The sequence below is a fragment of the Pantoea sp. X-Soil-YNGN-785 genome, assembly GCF_059730585.1.
Map to the genome: position 1 here is coordinate 1764812 of NZ_AP035942.1, position 19790 is coordinate 1784601.

The following is a 19790-nucleotide window of genomic DNA, read 5'->3' on the forward strand; positions in this document are numbered from 1 at the left end:
GATGCAGGACTTTTTACAGCAAACGCTCTCCGGCGAAGTACCGCGTAAGCGTAGTGGTGAAACGGCGCATCTTCGCTGGCAGTGGTTGTATCACGGCATACTGTTAATGGAGCCAACGGTGCCGGTTAAACAGGCGCTGGTGCTTTCCGCCGGGATCCACGGTAATGAAACCGCTCCGGTTGAAATCGTGAACCAGCTGATTAATCCCCTGCTGCGCGGCGAAAAACCGTTGCAGCAGCGCATGCTGGTGATTCTGGGTAACCCGTCAGCGTTGCGGGCTGGCAAGCGCTATGTGCGCTATGACATCAACCGGCTGTTTGGCGGACGCTGGCAGCAGATTGACGATAGCGATGAGGCCCGCCGCGTGCTGCGGCTGGAGCAGACGCTGGAAACGTTCTGGCAGCTGGGTGAGTGCGATGAGACGCGCTGGCATCTCGACATGCACACCGCGATTCGCGGCTCTTACCATCCTCAGTTCGGCGTGATGCCGCACAACGAGCGCCCCTGGCCGCCCGGGTTTCTCGACTGGCTGGCCGCAGCCGGTCTGGAAGCGCTGGTATTTCATCGTGCGCCGGGCGGCACCTTTACTCATTTCAGCTGCGAGCACTTCGGTGCGGCCAGCTGCACCCTGGAGCTGGGCAAAGCGTTGCCGTTTGGCGAGAACGATCTCAGTCAGTTCAGTGCGGCACAGCAGGCGCTGGCATCGTTACTCTATGGTGAAGCCATGCCCGTCACTACGGTTAAGCCGCGCCATTATCGGGTCGCGCAGCAGATCACCCGGCTGAGTGAGCACTTTACGCTGCATATGTCACCGGAAACGCTGAACTTTACCGCCTTTCCACAGGGGACGTTGCTGGCGGAAGATGGCAACACCCGCTATTACGTGCAGCAGGCACGGGAATATGTGCTGTTCCCGAACCCCAATGTAGCAGCCGGGTTGCGTGCCGGACTGATGCTGATAGAAGAGGGCGAACAGACCCAGGCACTGCCGGTCTGATGCCTGAAGTTACCGGTGCCGTTCATCGGTGCTAAAAAATCGGCAGGAAAAGCGGGAGAGAGCCTTCCGCTTTCCTGTCGTAACCATTACACTCCTCCATGATTTCTGCGAAATTCGCTGTAAATTCATAAACGTTTTCAATTCCTCACGCCTTTCTTCTTATTCTCTTCATGATTGCCCGATTTTTATCTTTTATGCTTTCACGGCTTTACTCAGGCTCTGAGTAGTTGACGTTCAGCGTCGTATGCTTGTTTCCGAAGACGCGACAGAGTGCTGTCGTCATTATCATGAATTATAAGGACACGATTATGCGCAAACTGACTTCCCTTTTACTGGCTTCTTCGCTGGCGTTTGGTGCAGCCACCGCCGTCCATGCAGCAGCAGATAACCTGACTCCACCGCCAGCGGGCAGCGAAAAAGCGATGCACAAACCGCCAATGCGCCATGGCCCGGAGATGATGTTTAAAGGTCTGAACCTGACCGACGCGCAGAAAACGCAGATGCGCGACATCATGAAAGAGAGCCACAAAGATATGCAGCGTCCGTCGCTGGATGAGCGTCGCGCAGCCCACAGCATCATTGCCTCTGACAGCTTTGATCAGAGCAAAGCAGAAGCGCAGGCAGAAAAAATGTCTGCCAATGCAAAAGAGCATGCGCTGAAGATGCTGGAAACGCAGAACAAGCTCTATAACGTGCTGACGCCGGAGCAGAAAAAACAGTACAACGCGAACTTTGAAAAGCGTCTGACTGAGAAAGGCCCGCACGAAGGAAAAATGGCACCGCCAGCAGAACCGGCTGAATAACCTTAATTAAGCCAACGGTCTGAGACCGCCGACGCTGTCCACTGAAATGAGTGGGCAGCATCGGCGGTTTTTTTATAGCGGAAGAATAGGGTAGGCACCCGACAGAATCGGGCGGCAGAGAATTTTGTAGCCGTCGTGGTCAAAACCGCCTTTGGGCCGCTGCAGTTTTCTGGCTTCATCCATGCTGCTGACCGAACCGAGATAGAACCAGTGGTCGATGACGTGGATCTGCGTCATCTCTTTGCCTTCCTCCACCAGACCTACGGCACCCTGCCACGGCCAGCAAAAGACCCGCACATTTTCCAGCGCTTCCAGCAGACGATCCTGATGATCGCTGACCGGCTCTTTACCGCAGCAGGCACCGGCGCAGCGGCGCAGTGCCGAACGGAAGCAGCCTCGTCCCGCACTCAGCGCTTCCAGACCCAGCAGGCCATGACAGAGCTGATACTCATCCGCAAGCTGCTTCAGTCGTTCAAGGGCGGCAAAGCGACTGCGATAGAGGCCAAAAAGGTTGGGAGACTGGCTGAAATCAAGATCTTTTGCGTAAACCACGTTTGGTTTGCCATCGGTAATCTGCAGCGAACAGAGCTGCCGGTTTTTGCGCAGTCGCTTATTAAACAGCGGTTGCTGGGTTTTGATCATCTGCGCTTCCAGCAGCAGTGCGCCGAGATCGCCTGCGGTAGGGATCCAGCTGACTCGCCGCGACTGACGCAGCATTTTCGCCTCATCAGGAGTGCGAAAATGGGACATTACCCGCGAACGCAGATTCACGCTTTTACCGATATAGAGCGGCAGCGACTCACTCTCGCCGTGAAAGGTATAGACGCCAGGGTGATTCGGCAGACCTTCCAGCCATTCACGCAGGTGTTCAGGATATTGATAAATTGTATTCGCGTCGGGTTCGGGGCGAAGAATGGCAGCACGTCTGGCCAAAATGGACTCCACTTACTGGTTGTCCATACAGCATAACAGGCAGGCGAAATGATCGCCAGCCGTCTGGTTAAAGACGCCGTGTCGCCAGCCAGCAGATCAGCGAACCCAACGTAATCATCGCGACCCCCTGCCAGAAGGCCAGCGGTGGCGTCAGGCCGAGCCATAGCGATCCCAGCAGGGCCGACAGCACCGGCGTAAAGTAGGAGGCAGTGGCCAGCAGCGTCAGGTTGCCCTGCTGAATCCCGTGGTTCCAGGCGGAGTAGGCGATGGCGGTAGAGAGGCCGACAAACAGCACCTCCAGCAGCGGGACCAGCGCAAAGGTCATCGGCGCAGAACGATCGCTGATGGCATATTTGATCCACAGTGCCAGCGCGGTCAGGATAAAAAACAGCGTAACGCCGTTCGAAGCCCGGGCAAAGCGGCGGGTAACGTTGTTGTAGAGCGCCCAGGTCAGGGCGGCGATAAAGGCGAGTGCGTAGGCGACAGGATTGCGCAGCATGTTCTGCCATAGCAGCGCAGCCGAGCTGCTGCCGCTGCCTTTCATCACCCAGACGATACCCAGCAGCGACAGCAGCAGTCCGGGCCAGAGCCAGACGCGGAAACGTTGCTGATTAAATGGGATCGCCAGCACAATGGTGAGGCAGGGCCAGAGATAGTTAATCATCCCCAGCTCCAGCGACTGACTGCGATGACTGGCCAGCCCGATAGCCAGCGCCAGAGAAATTTCGTAGCCCACGAAGAGGATGCCGCCCAGCCATAAATAGATTGCAGGCATTGTGCCGGGCTTTGGCAGGCCGCGGGTCAGGCAGAGCAGCATGGCGGTAGTGCTGTAGATCAGCGCCGCGCCGCCGGTAGCGCCAAAGGCTTCACTGACGCTGCGCAGCAGGCCAACGGTGGTGCTCCAGAGCAGAATGGCGATAAGCCCGATAAGGGTGGCGCGCGAAACGGTGGCAGGCATACAGCGATCAACAAGGTGAGTGAGATAAGCCTCCCTTGCCGGGGCAAAGGAGGCGCGGGATTACTTCCAGAAGTCGTCAAATACCGTGATCGGCGGGCGACGTTTGTGCTCGGTTTTCAGATACCAGCCTTCGATGATGCGGGCGTTATCAGGATTGATGGTTTTCCCTTCCAGATAATCATCGATCATCTCGTAGGTGACACCCAGCGCCACTTCATCCTGCAGGCCTGGACGATCATCTTCCAGATCGGCAGTCGGCTTCTTCAGGTAGAGATGTTCCGGGCAGCCAAGATGCTTCAGCAGCTGTTTGCCCTGACGCTTGTTCAGGCGGAACAGCGGGTTGATGTCAGTGCCGCCATCGCCATACTTGGTGAAGAATCCGGTGACCGCTTCCGCCGCGTGATCGGTGCCGACCACTACCCCTTTGGTCATGCCGGCAATGCTGTATTGCGCTTTCATTCGCTCGCGCGCTTTTTCGTTGCCGCGCACGAAGTCAGAAAGCGTGATACCTGCGTCTTTCAGCGCACGCTCACTGGCGAGCACTGACTCTTTGATATTGACTACCAGCGAACGGTCAGGCTTGATGAAAGCCAGCGCGTCCTGGCAATCCTGCTCATCCGCCTGCACACCATAGGGCAGACGCACGGCAATGAAGGTATAGTCGTTGTCACCACTCTCCTGACGCAACTCGCTGATCGCCGTTTGCGCCAGCTTACCCGCCAGCGTTGAATCCTGACCGCCGCTGATCCCCAGCACCAGCGTTTTCAGTCCGCTGTGACGTTTCAGGTAGGCTTTTAGAAAATCGACGCTGACGCGCACTTCCTGGTCGGCGTCGATAGCGGGTTTCACACCCAATGCTTCAATAATTTCCTGCTGCAGTGACATGAACTTCTCCTCAGGTCAGTGGCCTGTCGGCTCGATGCGAACGTTTTAATAAAGCTAACGTGCCTTCGCCAAAACAACAAGCTTAAGCGGCAACTGATTACGCCTTAACATTGCGAAATCAGTGAGTTTTTACCTGCGGCAGCGGTTTTTTCGCCAGCACGCTGAACATCAGAATTGCCATCATAAAGCAGCCGAAAATGGTGGCACACATGCTCAGTACCGAGGTGCCGCCGATGCCGGTGATCGGCACAGTAATTGCGCCCAGCGTGAACATGGTGACGCCAATCACGGCAGAGGCGCTGCCCGCGCGGTGGCCCTGACTCTGCATCGCCAGTGATGAGGCGGTGGTGGCGATCACGCCATTACTGGCGATGGTAAAGAACAGTGCGACCAGCAGCAGTGCCAGCGGTGCATGGAGCAGCGCAGTCAACAGCAGCAGGCTGGAGGCGACAAAGGCCAGCGTCAGCCCGCCTTTCAGCACCCGATACTCGCCCCAAAGCGGACAGAGACGGGCGCTGGTCTGCGAGGCAATGATCAGACCAAAACCGTTGGCCGCAAAGCAAAAGCTGAAGGCCTGAGGCGACAGGCCATAAATCTGCTGCAGCACAAACGGTGAGGCACCAATGTAGGCGAACATCCCGGACATCATAAAGCCCTGCGTCAGGCAGAAGCCCATAAAGGGGCGATGGGTTATCACCTGACCCAGCGCGGCGTAAGCGGAGAAAATCGATCCTTTACTGCGCCGTTCTTCTGGCAGTGTTTCATGCAGCTTCCAGCGTGCCAGCAGGATCAGCAGAATGGCAATGCCGCCCAGCACCATAAAGATGCCGCGCCAGTTGACTATCGTCATTAGCACACCGCCCAGTACCGGTGCACCAATCGGCGCCAGACCGTTGACCAGCATCAGCAGCGCGAAGAAGCGCGTCAGCTCATGACCGCTATACATGTCACGCGCAATCGCCCGTGACAGCACGGCGCCGCCCGCACCTGCTAACCCTTCGAACAGTCGTGCCAGCAGCAGCTGGTTAATATCCTGCGCCAGCGCACAGCCCATCGAGGCGATAAATAGCAGCACCAGTGACAGGGTCAGCGGGCGCAGGCGACCAAACTTATCGCTCATCGGGCCAAACAGCAGCTGGCCAACGCCCAGACCCAGCAGGCCGGCGGTCAGACTCAGCTGCGCGGTTGCGGTTTCAGTGTGCAAATCCTGCGCCATTTGTGGCAGTGCGGGCAGATAGAGGTCAATGCAGAGCGGGCCAAGTGCGGCCAGCAGGCCGAGCGTAATGGCGTAAACCAGGCGGTTAGAATGTACAGGGGTCATTTATCCTCGGAGTCGTCAGCGGTGGGGTGAACAGAAAGCGGGCAAGGCAGTAAATTGCAGATACCCGTAACGCCGCTACCACACTGATCAACGCCCTCACTGATGATGGCCGATGAGTCTGAAAATGAATCGTTACAGGGTGTCTGTTTTGCGGGGAAGTATACGTCTGCGTTGACAGCAAAACAGCCTTCTTTACGATATCCTGACATTTGCTATGCGATGAATTGTTGCTCATAAACTTGATAAATCAGCATTTATGTTCCAGGCTTGTTTCCACATGGACAATCAATGAGGAACAACAAGATGAATAAAGTGATGGGATGTATCGCTGCGGCGCTGACGCTGGCTGCACTGTCTGGTTGTACGACTTACGATCGTGCTGAAAGCTACGTGACTAAGCCAGTCGTTAAGGATGTTAAAAAAGGTATGACCCGCGATCAGGTTCGTCAGATCGCTGGTACGCCGTCTACTGAAATCACCATGGTTCACGCGCGCGGCACCTGCCAGACTTACGTATTGGGTCAGCGCGACGGTAAAGCACAGACTTACTTCGTGAGCTATAACGACACTGGCCGTGTGATGAACTACGGCTTCCAGAGCTGCGCGGAATATGACACCGATCCGCAGGTTCAGCAGTAATACGTAGCACCCCTGAATAGCAAACGGCCCGTCGTCATGACGGGCCGTTTTTCGTTGCGGCGCGGACTACAATCCCGCCGGCCGCGGCACCTCAACATAATCACCGTCTATCTGCCGCTGGTAGTAGTGGCCGTCCTGCACATAGAAACGTTTACCATTAAAGTCGAGTACCCGCATTTCACTGCTGACCCGCGACTCTGCTGGCGGCTCGACCACCACATACTCTTCGCCATGAAGCTGATAATAACTGCCGTTCAGCAGGTAGTAGGTCAGTCCGCCAATCAGCACCGCGGTAGCGGCTTCAGGTAAAAAACGCACCGGGCCAGGACCGCCCCAGTGGGGGCCAGGACCGCCCCAGTGGGGGCCGGGTCCGCCATGTCGGCCCCATCCACCCGGGCCCCAGTCGCCAGGGTGGGCGAAAGCCAGCGCGGGCGTCAACAGCGCCAGCGTCAGAAGCGAGGCAATAATTTTTTTCATCGGATGTCCTCCTCATAAGACTGGATGCAGAATTCGCTTTTTACCGGGTAAAGACAAGCACTAAAGCGGCGATTTTTCGCCTGTTTACCATGCTTAACGCTTTCTTAACGGCGTCGCCATCAATGGGGAGGATTATGGAGAGGAAGGGCAGAAATAACCTGGCGCGGGCGCGCCAGGCTTACAGCAGATTAACGGTGCGCCAGCTCGGCGTTGTCGTCACTTTCCAGTACGCGCTTATCGGTCAGACCTAACCAGCGGCTGGTCAGGGAACCCGCGGTCATCGAACCATTGACGTTCAGTGCCGTACGACCCATATCAATCAGCGGCTCAATGGAGATTAGCAGCGCCACCAGGGTGACAGGCAGGCCCATCGCAGGCAGAACAATCAGGGCGGCAAAGGTGGCACCGCCGCCGACGCCCGCCACACCTGCAGAGCTCAGCGTGACGATCCCGACCAGGGTTGCAATCCACAGCGGGTCAAACGGGTTGATCCCGACAGTTGGCGCAACCATTACGGCCAGCATGGTCGGATAGAGACCGGCACAGCCGTTCTGGCCGATAGTGGCACCGAAGGATGCCGCGAAGCTGGCAATCGACTCCGGCACGCCAAGACGACGGGTCTGCGTCTCTACGCTCAGCGGAATGCTCGCTGCGCTGGAGCGGCTGGTGAAGGCGAAGGTGATCACCGGCCACACTTTACGGAAGAAGCGCAGCGGGTTGATGCCATTCACCGACAGCAGCAGAGCATGAACACCAAACATGATGGCCAGACCGAGGTAAGAGGCGACCACAAAGCTGCCCAGCTTGATGATGTCCTGCAGGTTTGAACCGGCAACCACTTTGGTCATCAGCGCCAGCACACCATATGGCGTCAGTTTCATCACTAAACGCACCAGCTTCATAACCCATGACTGCAGCGTGTCGATTGCGACCAGCACGCGCTGACCTTTCACTTCATCATCTTTCAGCAACTGCAGGGCAGCCACACCCAGGAATGCGGCAAAGATGACGACGCTGATAATTGACGTTGGATTAGCGCCGGTCAGATCGGCAAACGGGTTTTTCGGGATAAAGGAAAGCACCAGCTGTGGCACGCTCAGGTCAGAGACTTTGCCGACATAGTTGCTCTGGATCGCACTCAGCCGCGCGGTTTCCTGCACACCCTGAACCAGACCTTCTGCGCTCAGACCAAACAGACCGGTGACGAAGACGCCGACCAGCGCCGAAATCGCGGTGGTAAACAGCAGTACGCCAATGGTCAGTACGCTGATTTTCCCCAGCGACGAGGCGTTATGCAGACGGGCCACCGCACTCAGAATAGAAACGAACACCAGCGGCATCACCACCATCTGCAGCAACTGGACATAGCCATTACCGACGATGTTAAACCAGCTGATAGACTCTTTTACCACTGCGCTGTTTTCGCCGTAGATCAACTGCAAAACCAGGCCGAACAGCACGCCGATCACCAGACCGGTCAGCACTTTTTTCGACAGGCTCCAGTTCTGACGGCTGAAGCGGGAGAGCAATACCAGCAGCACCACAAAGGCCACGATATTGAGCGTAAGAGGAAGGTCCATACTGAAACTCCAGAGTAATGCGGCTTTCCCACCCGGGAAAGCCGCATAATGTTAATCACGAATTAAGACAGCGGGAATGGTAACAGCAGGCGGAGAGGGCACCTTATATCCAAATGGCATGGTTTATAACTTAATGACGTTTTGTGCGGCTTTATTGCGCAGTATGACTGGAAATTAACCGTCCGACGCCATTTTGTAGCGTATCAAACAGCTGAGCCGGCCAGCCGTTTGCACCAAAAGATGGCATGCCGACCGGGAACCACAGCGCATAGCCTACCAGTCCCAGACATAACGCCCGCTCAAGCTGATTTCCTTTCTGACTGCGCAGAATCGGGAGACGGAAGCGCCAGCGGCAGGGCCACAGCAGCGGAACCCCGGCGGGCGTCAGCATATCAGCCACAATATGGCTGAGGTAGCCCAGCGTCAGACCCTGTAGTACGTCTGCCGGTATCGGCGACGACTGGGGCAGGTTTATCTGAAAAAGCCATAAACCGGCCGCCACCGCCAGCAAACTATGGGTAAAGCCCCGATGGCCGAACGCGCGCGCAATAGGATGAGAAAGCCAGCGTAGTCGCTGTCCCAGCAGAGATTTGGGGTGATCGATATCGGGCAGGAGGCATGTCAGCAGGGCTGAGGGAACAAGATGCCACCAGTCGGCCTGCGCCAGTACGGGTGTCAGCTCAGCACGTTTGGCAAAAATAGCGCTGGCAATGGCAAAAATGATGTGGCCTTCGCCCGTCATGATAGAACCTGGTTGCAAAGAAAGCTGTCGATGCATCCAGTATAGGGATTTATCCAGTAAATGAGAACATGTGACGCTGTAACGAAGCATGAATATTTTTAACAAGGCGGACAGTGATGAAACACTGTCCGCCCGCTCTGCCAGAAAGATTAACGAGCCAGCCAGCCGCCATCTACCGCCAGTGTATAGCCATTAACGTAGTCAGACGCGGAAGAGGCCAGGAAAACTACCGGGCCCATCATGTCATCAGGCACGCCCCAGCGTCCTGCCGGGATACGCCCCAGAATCTCATCGCTTCGGGCCTGGTCTTTACGCAGCTGTTCAGTGTTATCGGTAGCCATATAGCCTGGGGCAATCGCATTAACATTAACGCCATGCTTCGCCCACTCGTTCGCCATCAGGCGCGTTAAACCCATGACTGCGCTTTTCGACGCTGTATAGGAAGGCACGCGGATGCCGCCCTGGAACGACAGCATAGAGGCGATATTGATAATCTTGCCGCCGTTACCCTGAGCAATAAACTGCCGGGCTACCTGCTGTGACAGGAAAAAGACCGTTTTACTGTTGATGTTCATCACATCATCCCAGTCCTGCTCGCTGAAGTTCAGTGCATCTTCACGACGAATAATCCCGGCGTTGTTGACCAGAATATCAATTCTGCCCGCGGCTGCGACCGCCTGCTCAACAACCTGCGACGCAACATCAGATTTCATCAGGTCAGCCGATATCGACCAGAAACGGCGGCCAAGTGCTTCAACTTTACGCTGCGTTTCGTCAGGTTCGAAACGGTTAACGCCGACAATGTCGCAGCCAGCCTGAGCCAGCCCCAGAGCCATACCCTGACCCAGACCGGTATTGCAACCGGTCACCATTGCCACTTTGCCTTTTAAATCAAACGTATTCAGTACCATTTATGCTTCTCCTCTGCTTAACGCAGTTCGCTGATTTTGACGTGGTCCATGTCATCAAAGACCTGATTCTCACCCACCATGCCCCAGATGAATGTGTAACGCTGGGTGCCGACGCCGGCATGAATTGACCAACTGGGTGAGATGACCGCCTGCTCGTTATGTACCAGCAGATGGCGGGTTTGCTGGGGTTCTCCCATCATGTGGAAGACCGCGCTCTCTTCGCTCATATCGAAGTAGAAATAGACTTCCATGCGCCGTTCATGGGTGTGACAGGGCATGGTGTTCCACAGGCTGCCTTCATCCAGTCGGGTTAAGCCCATGGTGAGCTGGCAGGTGGGCAGCACATCCGGCACGATAAATTTGTTAATGGTGCGACGATTGGCAGTAGCAGCATCACCCAGCGTGGCGGTTGCGGCTTCCTGTAACGTAATCTTCTTATCCGGGAAGGTGCAGTGTGCGGGTGCGCTGTTGTAATAGAATTTAGCGGGCTGGGCCGGGTTCAGGCTGCGGAACAGCAGGTTGCGCGCACCTTTACCAATGTAAAGTGCCTCTTCATGACCGATCTCCCAGGCTTTACCGTCGACCTCAACCAGGCCCGGACCGCCAATGTTGATCATGCCCAGCTCGCGGCGTTCAAGAAAGTAACTGACGCCCAGCTGCTTTCCCATCTCATCACCGATAGTGACTGGCTTGTTAACCGGCATCACGCCGCCAATGATGATGCGGTCGATGTGACTGTAGGTCAGGGTGTAATTGTCAGCGGAAAAAATCGTCTCAATCAGAAACTCGCGGCGCAGCGCGTCAGTGTCGAGCTGTTTAGCGTGATCGCTGTGAATGCTTTGGCGAACGTCCATCTCAGGCCTCTCTGCAGGTCAGGTTATTCATGCCCCGAATGGGGACGCTTCGGGCATCTTAGGCAGAGCGAGATGGGAATTCAATAAAAATGAAACGTTGTTTTATTTTTTTTGCGGAGCAGATCAACCGGCAGGCGCAGCGGGCAAAAAAAAGCCCGCTATGCGCGGGCTGTTTATCATCCCTGCAGATGCTGCAGGCTAAGCTGGGTCAGATTGTCCAGCCGGACATCCGCCAGCGCCCAACGCGGGTCATCGCGGTGTTCAGCGGCAGGCACCACAATCGACCGCATGCGGGCCGCTTTGGTGGCGATCATGCCATTGAACGAGTCTTCCAGCGTGACGCAGTTGAGTGGATCAATTGCCAGGCTGGCGGCGGCGTTAAGGTAGACCTGCGGATGGGGCTTGCTGTAGGGCAGTGCTTCTGCTGAAGCCAGCACATCGAAATAGTGGCGCAGGTTGAAGATCTCCAGTACCTGTTCCAGCATCATGAGCGGCGATGCTGAGGCCAGGCCGATTTTCATTCCCTGCTCCTGGCACAGCTGCAGCGCTGTTTCCACGCCAGGCAGAAGCGGCCGCGTCTGATCCACCAGCGTCATGGCGCGCGCAATAATACGGTCAGTAACCTCCTGCTGAGAGGGGCCCTGCCAGGGCAGCGTTTCGTACCACATCCGCACAGTCTGGTCGATACGCAGGCCAAGGGTATCGGGCATTTCACTGCGTCGTGACAGGTCGACGTCCAGCGTTGAAAAGATATCCAGTTCAGCCTGATCCCACAGCGGTTCAGAATCGATCAGTAAGCCATCCATATCAAACAGGGCAGCAAGGACAGGGCGGTGCCAGGTCATCAGCGGTCTCCTTATAAATAAAGTCGGTTTAACCATAACATCATTCTCTGCTGACGCATGCTTCATCCGATTGACCACGCTTTATTTGGGAAATTTCTTCGTTGGCAGGTAGACTGACGGCAAATTGGATTCCAGGTTCAGGAGATATTATGACCTATCAACAGGCTGGCCGTATCGCCATCCTTAAGCGCGTGGTGGGCTGGGTGCTCTTTTTAGTGGCACTGTTGTCGACCATTATTTCGGTATTGAGCTTTATGTTTAAGCACAGCGAGAAGCAGCCGGGCATTGACGCCGTTATGCTTGATTTCGTCCATGTCATTGTCGATATGCTGCGCTTCAACACGCCATTCCTGAACGTTTTCTGGCATAACTCGCCGGTACCGGAATTTAACGGTCAGATGAATCTGGGTTTCTGGCTGATCTACATTCTGATTTTTGTCGGGCTGGCGCTGGAATCATCAGGCGCGCGGATGGGACGGCAGGCACGTCACGTCAAAGAGGGCATTGAAGATCAGATGATTCTGGAGCAGGCAAAGGGCAGTGAAGGACGCAGCCGTCAGCAACTGGAAGAGAAGGTGCGCGTTCCCCGTCACACCATCTTCCTGCAGATCTTCCCGCTTTATGTCCTGCCAGTGGTGATTGCGATAGCCGGATATTTTGCGCTGTCGCTGCTGGGCTTTATCTGACCGTGAACGCCGTCAGGCCGGTCTGGCCTGACGGGTGCCGAGCGCATCCTCATCCAGCAACTGGCCAATGGCGAACTGTGCATCGCCGGGCCAGTGCCCGCCAAACACGTTAGCCCGGTTCAGCAGATAGTAGAGCTGGTAGACCGGCAGACGCTGCGAAAAACCATCCGGCAGGGGCCACACAGCCTGATAACCGTCATAAATCTGGCGGGGCATGTCAGGGTACCAGCTCAGCATGGCTAAATCGCACTCACGGTCGCCCCAGTAGCAGGCGGGATCGAACAGCCAGGGGCCATTGTCACTGCTGGCGCAGTTAGCGGGCCAGAGATCACCATGCAGCAGCGACGGCTGCGGATGATGTGACGCAAGCACCCGCTGCACGGAGGCGATAATCAGCTCGGTATCCCCGTACTGAATTCCCTTTTCGGCCGCCAGCTGCAGCTGCCAGCCAATGCGCTGTTCGGCAAAAAAGACCGACCAGCGCCGCAGCCAGCTATTGGGCTGGGGCGTGGTGGTGATGTTGTTGTCGAAATCGAGGCCGAACTGCGTCTGTTCGCTCCACTGGTGCAGGTGCGCCAGCTGCTGACCCAGCTGATATGCACTCTGCTCATCAAGCGGCTGTGGCCTGATATATTCCAGCAACAGAAAGCTCTCCTCGCGATGATGACCCACACCATACACTTCTGGTACCCGAACCGTGCCGGTGCGCGCCAGCAAGGCAAGCTGGTCGGCTTCCCAGGTAAAAAGCGACAGCATCTCGCGGCTGTTACTTTTGACAAAGACATCGTGATCACCGTAGCGAATATGCCAGGTGGGATGGATATCACCACCCGCAAGGGCGTGACGTTGAGTGATTTCGGCGTTGCCTAACTGCTCGCTTAACAGACGACTGATGGCTGACCACATAGGGCTATCCTCGTTGTTCGCTGCGTAAGTCCGATGCTGATGCCTGAATATTCACCAAAACCAGCGTGATTGCACCTTTTTATTCCGGCGCTGAGGTGGCGGGGCGATGACTGGCAGTGTCCCGCAGATACTCTTCAAAGGTGATGACAGTCACATCCGGTTTCTGACCCAGGGCGTTTTCACCGGCAGCCGCAACCTGCTGTCGCAGATACTCAGCGTCCAGCGTACTGACAATGCCATAACTGTTCGTGCCCAGCTCATGGGGATGGCCATTTTCATCGGCCAGTGTGGTGGTGAAACCGGCGGCGGTCATCGCGCTGGTCAGCTCCAGGATGTCACTTAATCCCGACTCCTGATAATGAAAGGTCACGATATAGCGGGTCAGGGCAGTGTTGCTCATAAGGCACCTCCGGGAAAGAGAAACTGAACTGAGCGTAGACTATGGTGAAAATTCAGGCGAATTATGAAAGAGATGCTGGGTGTCTGTCGTGACGCATAGCGTAAATCAGTGTCAGGAGTACTGCCCATGACGTAAAAATCTTTCTGCCGTTACGTCTGGCTTTTCATTTGGGCAGCACTATAATGCGCGACGTTAATAAGATGAGTCCCAATTAACATGGGTTGTCAGGGTGATTCCAGGCATTTTGTGTAAGTTAATAATTTTTTACAAAACTTACCGTAAATTGCATTGAATGCCCGGCAAAACGCTTCAGACTCTCCGTTTTTTAAACAGTCGCACGGATCACATTTAATGAAAGCCTATAACAAGCTGTCTGCTGTTCTTTTGCTCTCCGCCGGAGCGTTTTGTCACCAGGCACTGGCCGATAACGCCGTATTCACCTCAATGGATGACCCTTCCACGGCTAAAAAGCCATTTGAAGGTTCTGCTTCTGCGGGATACCTGGCGCAAACCGGTAACACCACCAGTTCATCGCTGACTGCTCAGACCAATATGACCTGGTATCAGTCATCTATGGCCTACAGCTTGTGGGGTAACGCAGCGAACACCTCGTCAAATGATGAACGCTCTTCAGAGACGTACAACATCGGTGGTCGTTCACGCTATAACCTCAACTCCTATGACTACCTGTTTGGCCAGGCGAGCTGGTTAAGCGATCGTTTCAATGGTTACGATTCACGTGACGTGCTGACTGCCGGTTACGGTCGTCAGATCCTGAACGGTCCAGTGCACTCGCTGCGTGCGGAATTTGGTCCGGGTGTACGTTATGACGATTACCACGCTGGCGGTCATCAGACCAAGGCGCTGGGCTATGGCGCTGTGAGCTATCAGTGGCAGCTGACCGATACCACCAAATTTATTCAGGGCGTATCCGTGCTGAGCAGCTTCGGTGAAGACACCACGGTGAACTCTGAAACCGGCCTGCAGGTCGCTATCAATAGCCACTTCGCGCTGAAGCTGGCTTACAACGTCACCTGGAACAACAATCCGGCTGAGTCTGCGCCAGATCGCACCGACACCAAAACCTCAATCATGCTCTCTTACGCGATGTAAGCGCATTTTTGCCTGCGGCAAGCCCGGCGGTCTGACACTGTGTGTCAGGCCGCTTTTTTTTGTTCGCTCCATGGCTTAGCGAAAAGGGGATGGTTTTTCTCGTCGGCGAAAACTGCTATCATCTGCTCCGCACTGCAATCCTGGCGACATTCCGACAATGTGGGTCTGATATCACGCCAGGTCACTCATTTTATATTACGTTGCATGTAAGCTTTCGTGTGGCTTACCACTGCAAATAAGGACATGAAATGCCTGTAATTACGCTTCCTGATGGCAGCCAGCGCGTGTTTGACCGCCCTGTCAGTGTCATGGATATTGCGCTGGACATCGGTCCAGGTCTGGCGAAAGCCTGTATCGCTGGCCGCGTTAACGGTGAACTGGTTGATGCTGCTGATCCCATCACCGACGATGCCGCTGTTGCGATCATTACCGCAAAAGATGAAGCGGGTCTGGAAATTATCCGTCACTCCTGTGCGCACCTGTTAGGGCACGCAATTAAACAGCTGTGGCCGGATACCAAAATGGCGATCGGCCCGGTCATTGATAACGGCTTCTATTATGATGTCGACATCGATCGTACCCTGACCCAGGAAGATATCGACCTGCTGGAAAAACGCATGCATCAGTTGGCTGAAACCAACTACGATGTGGTGAAGAAAAAGGTCAGCTGGCAGGAAGCACGCGACGTCTTTGCGGCGCGCGGCGAAATCTACAAGACCACTATTCTTGATGAAAACATCAGCCATGACGATAAGCCTGGCCTGTATCATCACGAAGAATATGTCGACATGTGCCGCGGTCCGCACGTGCCGAACATGCGGTTCTGCCATCATTTTAAACTGCAGAAGATCTCCGGTGCCTACTGGCGCGGCGACAGCAGCAACAAAATGCTGCAGCGTATTTATGGCACCGCATGGGCAGACAAAAAGCAGCTGGCAGCCTATCTGCAGCGTCTGGAAGAGGCGGCGAAGCGTGACCATCGTAAGATTGGTAAGCAGCTGGATCTCTACCACATGCAGGAAGAAGCACCCGGTATGGTCTTCTGGCATAATGACGGCTGGACCATCTTCCGTGAGCTGGAAGTGTTTGTCCGCAGCAAATTAAAAGAGTACCAGTACCAGGAAGTGAAAGGTCCGTTCATGATGGACCGCGTCCTGTGGGAAAAAACCGGGCACTGGGAAAACTATAAAGAAGCAATGTTCACCACCTCATCTGAGAACCGTGAATACTGCATCAAACCGATGAACTGTCCTGGACACGTTCAGATCTTTAATCAGGGTCTGAAATCCTACCGTGACCTGCCGCTGCGTATGGCAGAGTTTGGTAGCTGTCACCGTAATGAGCCATCAGGTGCGCTGCACGGTCTGATGCGCGTTCGCGGCTTTACCCAGGATGATGCACACGTCTTCTGTACAGAAGAGCAGGTGCGTGACGAAGTGAACAGCTGTATCCGCATGGTTTATGACATGTACAGCACCTTCGGCTTTGAAAAGATTGTGGTGAAGTTATCCACCCGTCCTGAGAAGCGCATCGGTACAGATGAGATGTGGGATCGTGCCGAGGAAGACCTGGCCGCTGCGCTGAACGAAAACAACATTGAGTTTGAGTTCCAGCCAGGTGAAGGCGCGTTCTACGGCCCTAAAATTGAGTTCACTTTGTACGATTGTCTTGATCGCGCCTGGCAGTGCGGAACAGTTCAGCTAGACTTCTCCCTGCCAAAACGCCTTGAAGCAACCTACGTGGGTGAAAACAACGACCGTCAGACGCCAGTGATGATTCACCGTGCGATTCTGGGATCGATGGAGCGCTTCATCGGTATTCTTACCGAAGAATTCGCCGGTTTCTTCCCAACCTGGCTGGCACCGCTGCAAGTTGTGGTAATGAATATTACCGACGGACAAGCGGAATATGTTGAGTCTTTGACGCGTAAGCTGCAGAATGCTGGCATTCGTGTGAAGGCAGACTTGAGAAATGAGAAGATAGGCTTTAAAATCCGCGAGCACACATTACGTCGCGTCCCTTATATGTTGGTCTGCGGTGATAAAGAGGTGGAATCTGGCAAAGTTGCCGTTCGCACCCGCCGTGGTAAAGACCTGGGATCGATGGATGTCGATCTGTTTGTTGAGAAACTTCAACAAGAGATTCGCAGCCGAAATCTTCACCAATTGGAGGAATAAAGTATTAAAGGCGGAAAACGAGTACTACCGACGCGTCCGAACAAAATTAACAGTGAAATCCGCGCAACTGAAGTGCGCTTAACGGGCATGGATGGCGAGCCGATTGGCATTGTCACATTACGCGAAGCTCTGGAAAAAGCCGAGGAAGCGGGCGGCGACTTAGTCGAAATCAGCCCGAATGCCGAACCGCCGGTCTGCCGTATTATGGATTACGGCAAGTTCCTCTATGAAAAAAGCAAATCTTCTAAGGAACAGAAGAAGAAGCAAAAAGTTATTCAGGTTAAGGAAATCAAATTCCGTCCTGGAACCGATGATGGCGACTATCAGGTCAAACTACGCAACCTGATTCGCTTTCTGGAAGATGGCGATAAAGCCAAAATCACGCTCCGCTTCCGCGGTCGTGAGATGGCGCACCAGCAGATCGGTATGGAAGTGCTTAACCGCGTCCGTAAAGACCTGTGTGAAGATCTGGATTTGGCCATTGTCGAATCCTTCCCTTCGAAGATCGAAGGCCGCCAGATGATCATGGTGCTCGCTCCTAAGAAGAAACAGTAGGCTTTCAAGTAGCAATGACCGCGCAGCGTTCGCGCTGTGCGGTTATCTGTTCGCCTGTCTGGGTCATGTTATTAACAATGCGAAGTGGATATTTTTAAAATGCCAAAGATTAAAACTGTACGTGGCGCGGCTAAGCGCTTCAAGAAGACCGCTTCTGGCGGCTTCAAGCGTAAACACGCAAACCTGCGTCATATTCTGACTAAAAAATCTACTAAGCGTAAACGTCACCTGCGCCCTAAAGGCATGGTGTCAAAAGGCGATCTGGGTCTGGTTATTGCCTGCCTGCCGTACGCATAAGTAAATTTTTTTCATTAATTCAGAATATTAAACAGGAGAGCTAAATGGCTCGTGTAAAACGTGGTGTAGTTGCTCGCGCACGTCACAAAAAAATCTTAAAACAAGCTAAAGGCTATTACGGTGCACGTTCACGTGTTTACCGTGTTGCTTTCCAGGCTGTTATCAAAGCTGGTCAGTATGCTTACCGTGACCGTCGTCAGCGTAAGCGTCAGTTCCGTCAGCTGTGGATCGCGCGTATCAACGCAGCGGCGCGTCAGAACGGCATGTCTTACAGCCGTTTCATCAATGGTCTGAAAAAAGCAGCCATTGAGATTGACCGTAAGATCCTGGCCGACATCGCAGTATTCGACAAAGTGGCATTCTCTGCACTGGTCGAAAAAGCGAAATCAGCCCTGGCGTAAGTCAGATGGAAAAGGGAGCTTGCTCCCTTTTTTATTGCCTGTAACTTACGCAAAAGATTGACATTTTCGTCGCTGAGCTTTTCAATAGACCCCCTGTATCGCATGACAAGGTAACCGCAAGCATGAATGCTGCTATTTTCCGTTTCTTTTTTTACTTTAGCGCCTGACATTCGGGGGCTTTTGCGCATAAGAGAAGAAACGAAAAATCGCGCTAAAAGCCTCCCTCGTGGAGGCTTTTTTGTTTCTGGCGCTAGCATATTGGACCGGCAGGTCCCAACGAGAACTGACCAGCCTGACTGGAAAAAGAGGAAACTATGTCCCAACTCGCAGAACTGGTGGCCAGCGCCACGGCGGCCATCGACGGGGCGACGGATATCGCCGCCCTTGACGCGGTGCGCGTCGAATACCTGGGTAAGAAAGGACATCTCACACTGCAGATGACGACGCTACGCGAGCTGCCAGCAGAAGAGCGTCCTGCAGCGGGTGCGGTAATCAATGAAGCGAAGCAGCAGGTCACCGATCGACTGAATGCCCGTAAAGATGCACTGGAAACCGCGGTGCTGAATGCCCGTCTGGCTGAAGAGACCATTGATGTCTCTCTGCCGGGTCGTCGTATCGAGAATGGCGGTCTGCATCCGGTCACCCGCACCATGGATCGCATTGAGACCTTCTTTGGCGAGTTAGGCTTTGGCGTGGTAACAGGGCCCGAAATTGAAGATGATTATCATAACTTCGATGCGCTGAATATTCCTGCGCACCACCCGGCGCGTGCCGATCACGATACCTTCTGGTTCGACGCCACGCGTCTGCTGCGTACGCAGACCTCTGGCGTGCAGATCCGCACCATGCAGGCTCAGCAGCCGCCTATCCGTATTATTGCGCCAGGCCGCGTCTACCGTAACGATTATGACCAGACGCACACGCCGATGTTCCATCAGATGGAAGGGCTGATCGTGGATAAAAACATCAGCTTTACCAACCTGAAAGGCACGCTGCACGATTTCCTGAACAACTTCTTCGAAGAAGATTTGCAGATTCGCTTCCGTCCTTCTTATTTCCCGTTCACTGAGCCATCGGCAGAAGTGGATGTTATGGGTAAAAACGGTAAGTGGCTGGAAGTGCTGGGTTGCGGCATGGTGCACCCTAACGTGCTGCGCAACGTCGGCATCGATCCGGAAGTTTATTCCGGTTTCGCCTTTGGTATGGGCATGGAGCGTCTGACCATGTTGCGCTATGGCGTGACCGATCTGCGTGCTTTCTTCGAAAATGATTTACGTTTCCTCAAACAATTTAAGTAAGGGCAGGATATC

23 protein-coding genes and 1 other annotated feature are annotated in these 19790 nt (G+C 54.6%); of the genes, 11 read left to right on the forward strand and 12 right to left on the reverse strand.

The window, feature by feature from the left end; all coding sequences use genetic code 11:
* Nucleotide 1: 1 nt before the first annotated feature.
* Both astE and spy read left to right on the forward strand, forming a co-directional pair.
* Nucleotides 2-997 carry a succinylglutamate desuccinylase gene (astE, locus tag AC6I8E_RS08145; RefSeq protein ID WP_033782914.1) on the forward strand — a complete coding sequence of 332 codons (996 nt, stop codon included), beginning with the start codon at nt 2-4 and terminating at the stop codon, nt 995-997.
* A 308-nt stretch (nt 998-1305) separates the two neighbouring features.
* Entirely contained in the window at nt 1306-1800 is a 495-nt protein-coding gene (gene spy, locus AC6I8E_RS08150) for an ATP-independent periplasmic protein-refolding chaperone Spy (protein WP_033732453.1), read from the forward strand.
* A 72-nt stretch (nt 1801-1872) separates the two neighbouring features.
* On the opposite strand, the gene cho is transcribed toward spy, so the two are convergent.
* The 4 genes from cho to AC6I8E_RS08170 form a co-directional block, all read right to left on the reverse strand.
* Nucleotides 1873-2733, reverse strand: a complete 861-nt coding sequence (cho, locus tag AC6I8E_RS08155) for an excinuclease Cho (RefSeq protein ID WP_033782915.1) — start codon at nt 2731-2733, stop codon at nt 1873-1875.
* Nucleotides 2734-2800: 67 nt separating this feature from the next.
* Nucleotides 2801-3691 carry an aromatic amino acid DMT transporter YddG gene (gene yddG, locus AC6I8E_RS08160; RefSeq protein WP_147788262.1) on the reverse strand — a complete coding sequence of 297 codons (891 nt, stop codon included), beginning with the start codon at nt 3689-3691 and terminating at the stop codon, nt 2801-2803.
* Between the two features lie 60 nt (nt 3692-3751).
* The gene (gene nadE / locus AC6I8E_RS08165; RefSeq protein WP_013357668.1) at nt 3752-4576 is read right to left on the reverse strand and encodes an NAD(+) synthase; all 825 of its coding nucleotides are present in this window, start codon (nt 4574-4576) and stop codon (nt 3752-3754) included.
* A gap of 118 nt (nt 4577-4694) precedes the next feature.
* Nucleotides 4695-5897: a multidrug effflux MFS transporter gene (locus AC6I8E_RS08170; protein WP_095707285.1), complete on the reverse strand. Its 1203-nt coding sequence runs from the start codon at nt 5895-5897 to the stop codon at nt 4695-4697.
* A 303-nt stretch (nt 5898-6200) separates the two neighbouring features.
* Here AC6I8E_RS08170 and osmE point away from each other — a divergent pair, with 303 nt between their 5' ends.
* Nucleotides 6201-6536 (forward strand): osmotically-inducible lipoprotein OsmE, encoded by a 336-nt coding sequence (gene osmE / locus AC6I8E_RS08175; protein ID WP_010245718.1) that lies wholly within the window; start codon nt 6201-6203, stop codon nt 6534-6536.
* Between the two features lie 66 nt (nt 6537-6602).
* Here the strand turns inward: osmE and AC6I8E_RS08180 are convergent, their stop codons facing one another.
* The 6 genes from AC6I8E_RS08180 to hxpB form a co-directional block, all read right to left on the reverse strand.
* Nucleotides 6603-7013, reverse strand: a complete 411-nt coding sequence (locus AC6I8E_RS08180) for a DUF6515 family protein (protein ID WP_147788261.1) — start codon at nt 7011-7013, stop codon at nt 6603-6605.
* Nucleotides 7014-7201: 188 nt separating this feature from the next.
* Complete coding sequence (locus AC6I8E_RS08185; RefSeq protein WP_033732462.1) at nt 7202-8593, reverse strand: L-cystine transporter; 1392 nt, start codon at nt 8591-8593, stop codon at nt 7202-7204.
* 151 nt (nt 8594-8744) lie between these two features.
* Nucleotides 8745-9335 carry a metal-dependent hydrolase gene (locus AC6I8E_RS08190; protein ID WP_033782918.1) on the reverse strand — a complete coding sequence of 197 codons (591 nt, stop codon included), beginning with the start codon at nt 9333-9335 and terminating at the stop codon, nt 8745-8747.
* Between the two features lie 149 nt (nt 9336-9484).
* Nucleotides 9485-10246 (reverse strand): 2-dehydro-3-deoxy-D-gluconate 5-dehydrogenase KduD, encoded by a 762-nt coding sequence (gene kduD, locus AC6I8E_RS08195; RefSeq protein ID WP_033782919.1) that lies wholly within the window; start codon nt 10244-10246, stop codon nt 9485-9487.
* Nucleotides 10247-10263: 17 nt separating this feature from the next.
* Nucleotides 10264-11100, reverse strand: a complete 837-nt coding sequence (gene kduI / locus AC6I8E_RS08200; protein ID WP_095707284.1) for a 5-dehydro-4-deoxy-D-glucuronate isomerase — start codon at nt 11098-11100, stop codon at nt 10264-10266.
* Between the two features lie 176 nt (nt 11101-11276).
* Nucleotides 11277-11945 (reverse strand): hexitol phosphatase HxpB, encoded by a 669-nt coding sequence (hxpB, locus tag AC6I8E_RS08205; RefSeq protein WP_095707283.1) that lies wholly within the window; start codon nt 11943-11945, stop codon nt 11277-11279.
* 149 nt (nt 11946-12094) lie between these two features.
* Between hxpB and AC6I8E_RS08210 the strand changes: the two genes are divergently transcribed.
* A complete protein-coding gene (locus AC6I8E_RS08210; protein WP_013357676.1) occupies nt 12095-12631 on the forward strand; it encodes a YniB family protein in 537 nt (178 codons plus the stop codon).
* A gap of 12 nt (nt 12632-12643) precedes the next feature.
* On the opposite strand, the gene AC6I8E_RS08215 is transcribed toward AC6I8E_RS08210, so the two are convergent.
* Together AC6I8E_RS08215 and ghoS are read right to left on the reverse strand one after the other, a co-directional pair.
* On the reverse strand, nt 12644-13537 hold the full coding sequence (locus AC6I8E_RS08215) for a fructosamine kinase family protein (RefSeq protein ID WP_497824660.1): 894 nt from the start codon (nt 13535-13537) through the stop codon (nt 12644-12646).
* A gap of 79 nt (nt 13538-13616) precedes the next feature.
* Nucleotides 13617-13937 (reverse strand): type V toxin-antitoxin system endoribonuclease antitoxin GhoS, encoded by a 321-nt coding sequence (ghoS, locus tag AC6I8E_RS08220; RefSeq protein ID WP_497824661.1) that lies wholly within the window; start codon nt 13935-13937, stop codon nt 13617-13619.
* A 351-nt stretch (nt 13938-14288) separates the two neighbouring features.
* Between ghoS and AC6I8E_RS08225 the strand changes: the two genes are divergently transcribed.
* The 7 genes from AC6I8E_RS08225 (at nt 14289) to pheS (ending at nt 19778) form a co-directional block, all read left to right on the forward strand.
* Nucleotides 14289-15050: a DUF481 domain-containing protein gene (locus AC6I8E_RS08225; protein WP_013357679.1), complete on the forward strand. Its 762-nt coding sequence runs from the start codon at nt 14289-14291 to the stop codon at nt 15048-15050.
* 248 nt (nt 15051-15298) lie between these two features.
* On the forward strand, nt 15299-17227 hold the full coding sequence (gene thrS, locus AC6I8E_RS08230) for a threonine--tRNA ligase (protein ID WP_013357680.1): 1929 nt from the start codon (nt 15299-15301) through the stop codon (nt 17225-17227).
* Between the two features lie 3 nt (nt 17228-17230).
* The gene (infC, locus tag AC6I8E_RS08235; RefSeq protein WP_033732471.1) at nt 17231-17782 is read left to right on the forward strand and encodes a translation initiation factor IF-3; all 552 of its coding nucleotides are present in this window, start codon (nt 17231-17233) and stop codon (nt 17780-17782) included.
* A 99-nt stretch (nt 17783-17881) separates the two neighbouring features.
* Nucleotides 17882-18079, forward strand: a complete 198-nt coding sequence (rpmI, locus tag AC6I8E_RS08240) for a 50S ribosomal protein L35 (RefSeq protein ID WP_004157374.1) — start codon at nt 17882-17884, stop codon at nt 18077-18079.
* Nucleotides 18080-18123: 44 nt separating this feature from the next.
* A complete protein-coding gene (gene rplT / locus AC6I8E_RS08245; RefSeq protein ID WP_003853267.1) occupies nt 18124-18480 on the forward strand; it encodes a 50S ribosomal protein L20 in 357 nt (118 codons plus the stop codon).
* A gap of 117 nt (nt 18481-18597) precedes the next feature.
* Nucleotides 18598-18723: a sequence feature (Phe leader region), on the forward strand.
* Complete coding sequence (gene pheM, locus AC6I8E_RS08250) at nt 18603-18647, forward strand: pheST operon leader peptide PheM (RefSeq protein ID WP_106120997.1); 45 nt, start codon at nt 18603-18605, stop codon at nt 18645-18647. (Overlaps the previous feature by 45 nt.)
* A gap of 71 nt (nt 18724-18794) precedes the next feature.
* Nucleotides 18795-19778 (forward strand): phenylalanine--tRNA ligase subunit alpha, encoded by a 984-nt coding sequence (gene pheS, locus AC6I8E_RS08255; protein ID WP_013357682.1) that lies wholly within the window; start codon nt 18795-18797, stop codon nt 19776-19778.
* The last annotated feature ends 12 nt before the right edge of the window (nt 19779-19790 follow it).

Excerpts from the sequence above, each read along its gene's own strand:
- astE (WP_033782914.1), top strand. The coding sequence starts at position 2 with ATGCAGGACTTTTTACAGCAAACGCTCTCCGGCGAAGTACCGCGTAAG.
- spy (WP_033732453.1), top strand. The coding sequence starts at position 1,306 with ATGCGCAAACTGACTTCCCTTTTACTGGCTTCTTCGCTGGCGTTTGGT.
- yddG (WP_147788262.1), bottom strand. The coding sequence starts at position 3,691 with ATGCCTGCCACCGTTTCGCGCGCCACCCTTATCGGGCTTATCGCCATT.
- nadE (WP_013357668.1), bottom strand. The coding sequence starts at position 4,576 with ATGTCACTGCAGCAGGAAATTATTGAAGCATTGGGTGTGAAACCCGCT.
- AC6I8E_RS08170 (WP_095707285.1), bottom strand. The coding sequence starts at position 5,897 with ATGACCCCTGTACATTCTAACCGCCTGGTTTACGCCATTACGCTCGGC.
- osmE (WP_010245718.1), top strand. The coding sequence starts at position 6,201 with ATGAATAAAGTGATGGGATGTATCGCTGCGGCGCTGACGCTGGCTGCA.
- AC6I8E_RS08180 (WP_147788261.1), bottom strand. The coding sequence starts at position 7,013 with ATGAAAAAAATTATTGCCTCGCTTCTGACGCTGGCGCTGTTGACGCCC.
- AC6I8E_RS08185 (WP_033732462.1), bottom strand. The coding sequence starts at position 8,593 with ATGGACCTTCCTCTTACGCTCAATATCGTGGCCTTTGTGGTGCTGCTG.
- AC6I8E_RS08190 (WP_033782918.1), bottom strand. The coding sequence starts at position 9,335 with ATGACGGGCGAAGGCCACATCATTTTTGCCATTGCCAGCGCTATTTTT.
- kduD (WP_033782919.1), bottom strand. The coding sequence starts at position 10,246 with ATGGTACTGAATACGTTTGATTTAAAAGGCAAAGTGGCAATGGTGACC.
- kduI (WP_095707284.1), bottom strand. The coding sequence starts at position 11,100 with ATGGACGTTCGCCAAAGCATTCACAGCGATCACGCTAAACAGCTCGAC.
- hxpB (WP_095707283.1), bottom strand. The coding sequence starts at position 11,945 with ATGACCTGGCACCGCCCTGTCCTTGCTGCCCTGTTTGATATGGATGGC.
- AC6I8E_RS08210 (WP_013357676.1), top strand. The coding sequence starts at position 12,095 with ATGACCTATCAACAGGCTGGCCGTATCGCCATCCTTAAGCGCGTGGTG.
- AC6I8E_RS08215 (WP_497824660.1), bottom strand. The coding sequence starts at position 13,537 with ATGTGGTCAGCCATCAGTCGTCTGTTAAGCGAGCAGTTAGGCAACGCC.
- ghoS (WP_497824661.1), bottom strand. The coding sequence starts at position 13,937 with ATGAGCAACACTGCCCTGACCCGCTATATCGTGACCTTTCATTATCAG.
- AC6I8E_RS08225 (WP_013357679.1), top strand. The coding sequence starts at position 14,289 with ATGAAAGCCTATAACAAGCTGTCTGCTGTTCTTTTGCTCTCCGCCGGA.
- thrS (WP_013357680.1), top strand. The coding sequence starts at position 15,299 with ATGCCTGTAATTACGCTTCCTGATGGCAGCCAGCGCGTGTTTGACCGC.
- rpmI (WP_004157374.1), top strand. The coding sequence starts at position 17,882 with ATGCCAAAGATTAAAACTGTACGTGGCGCGGCTAAGCGCTTCAAGAAG.
- rplT (WP_003853267.1), top strand. The coding sequence starts at position 18,124 with ATGGCTCGTGTAAAACGTGGTGTAGTTGCTCGCGCACGTCACAAAAAA.
- pheS (WP_013357682.1), top strand. The coding sequence starts at position 18,795 with ATGTCCCAACTCGCAGAACTGGTGGCCAGCGCCACGGCGGCCATCGAC.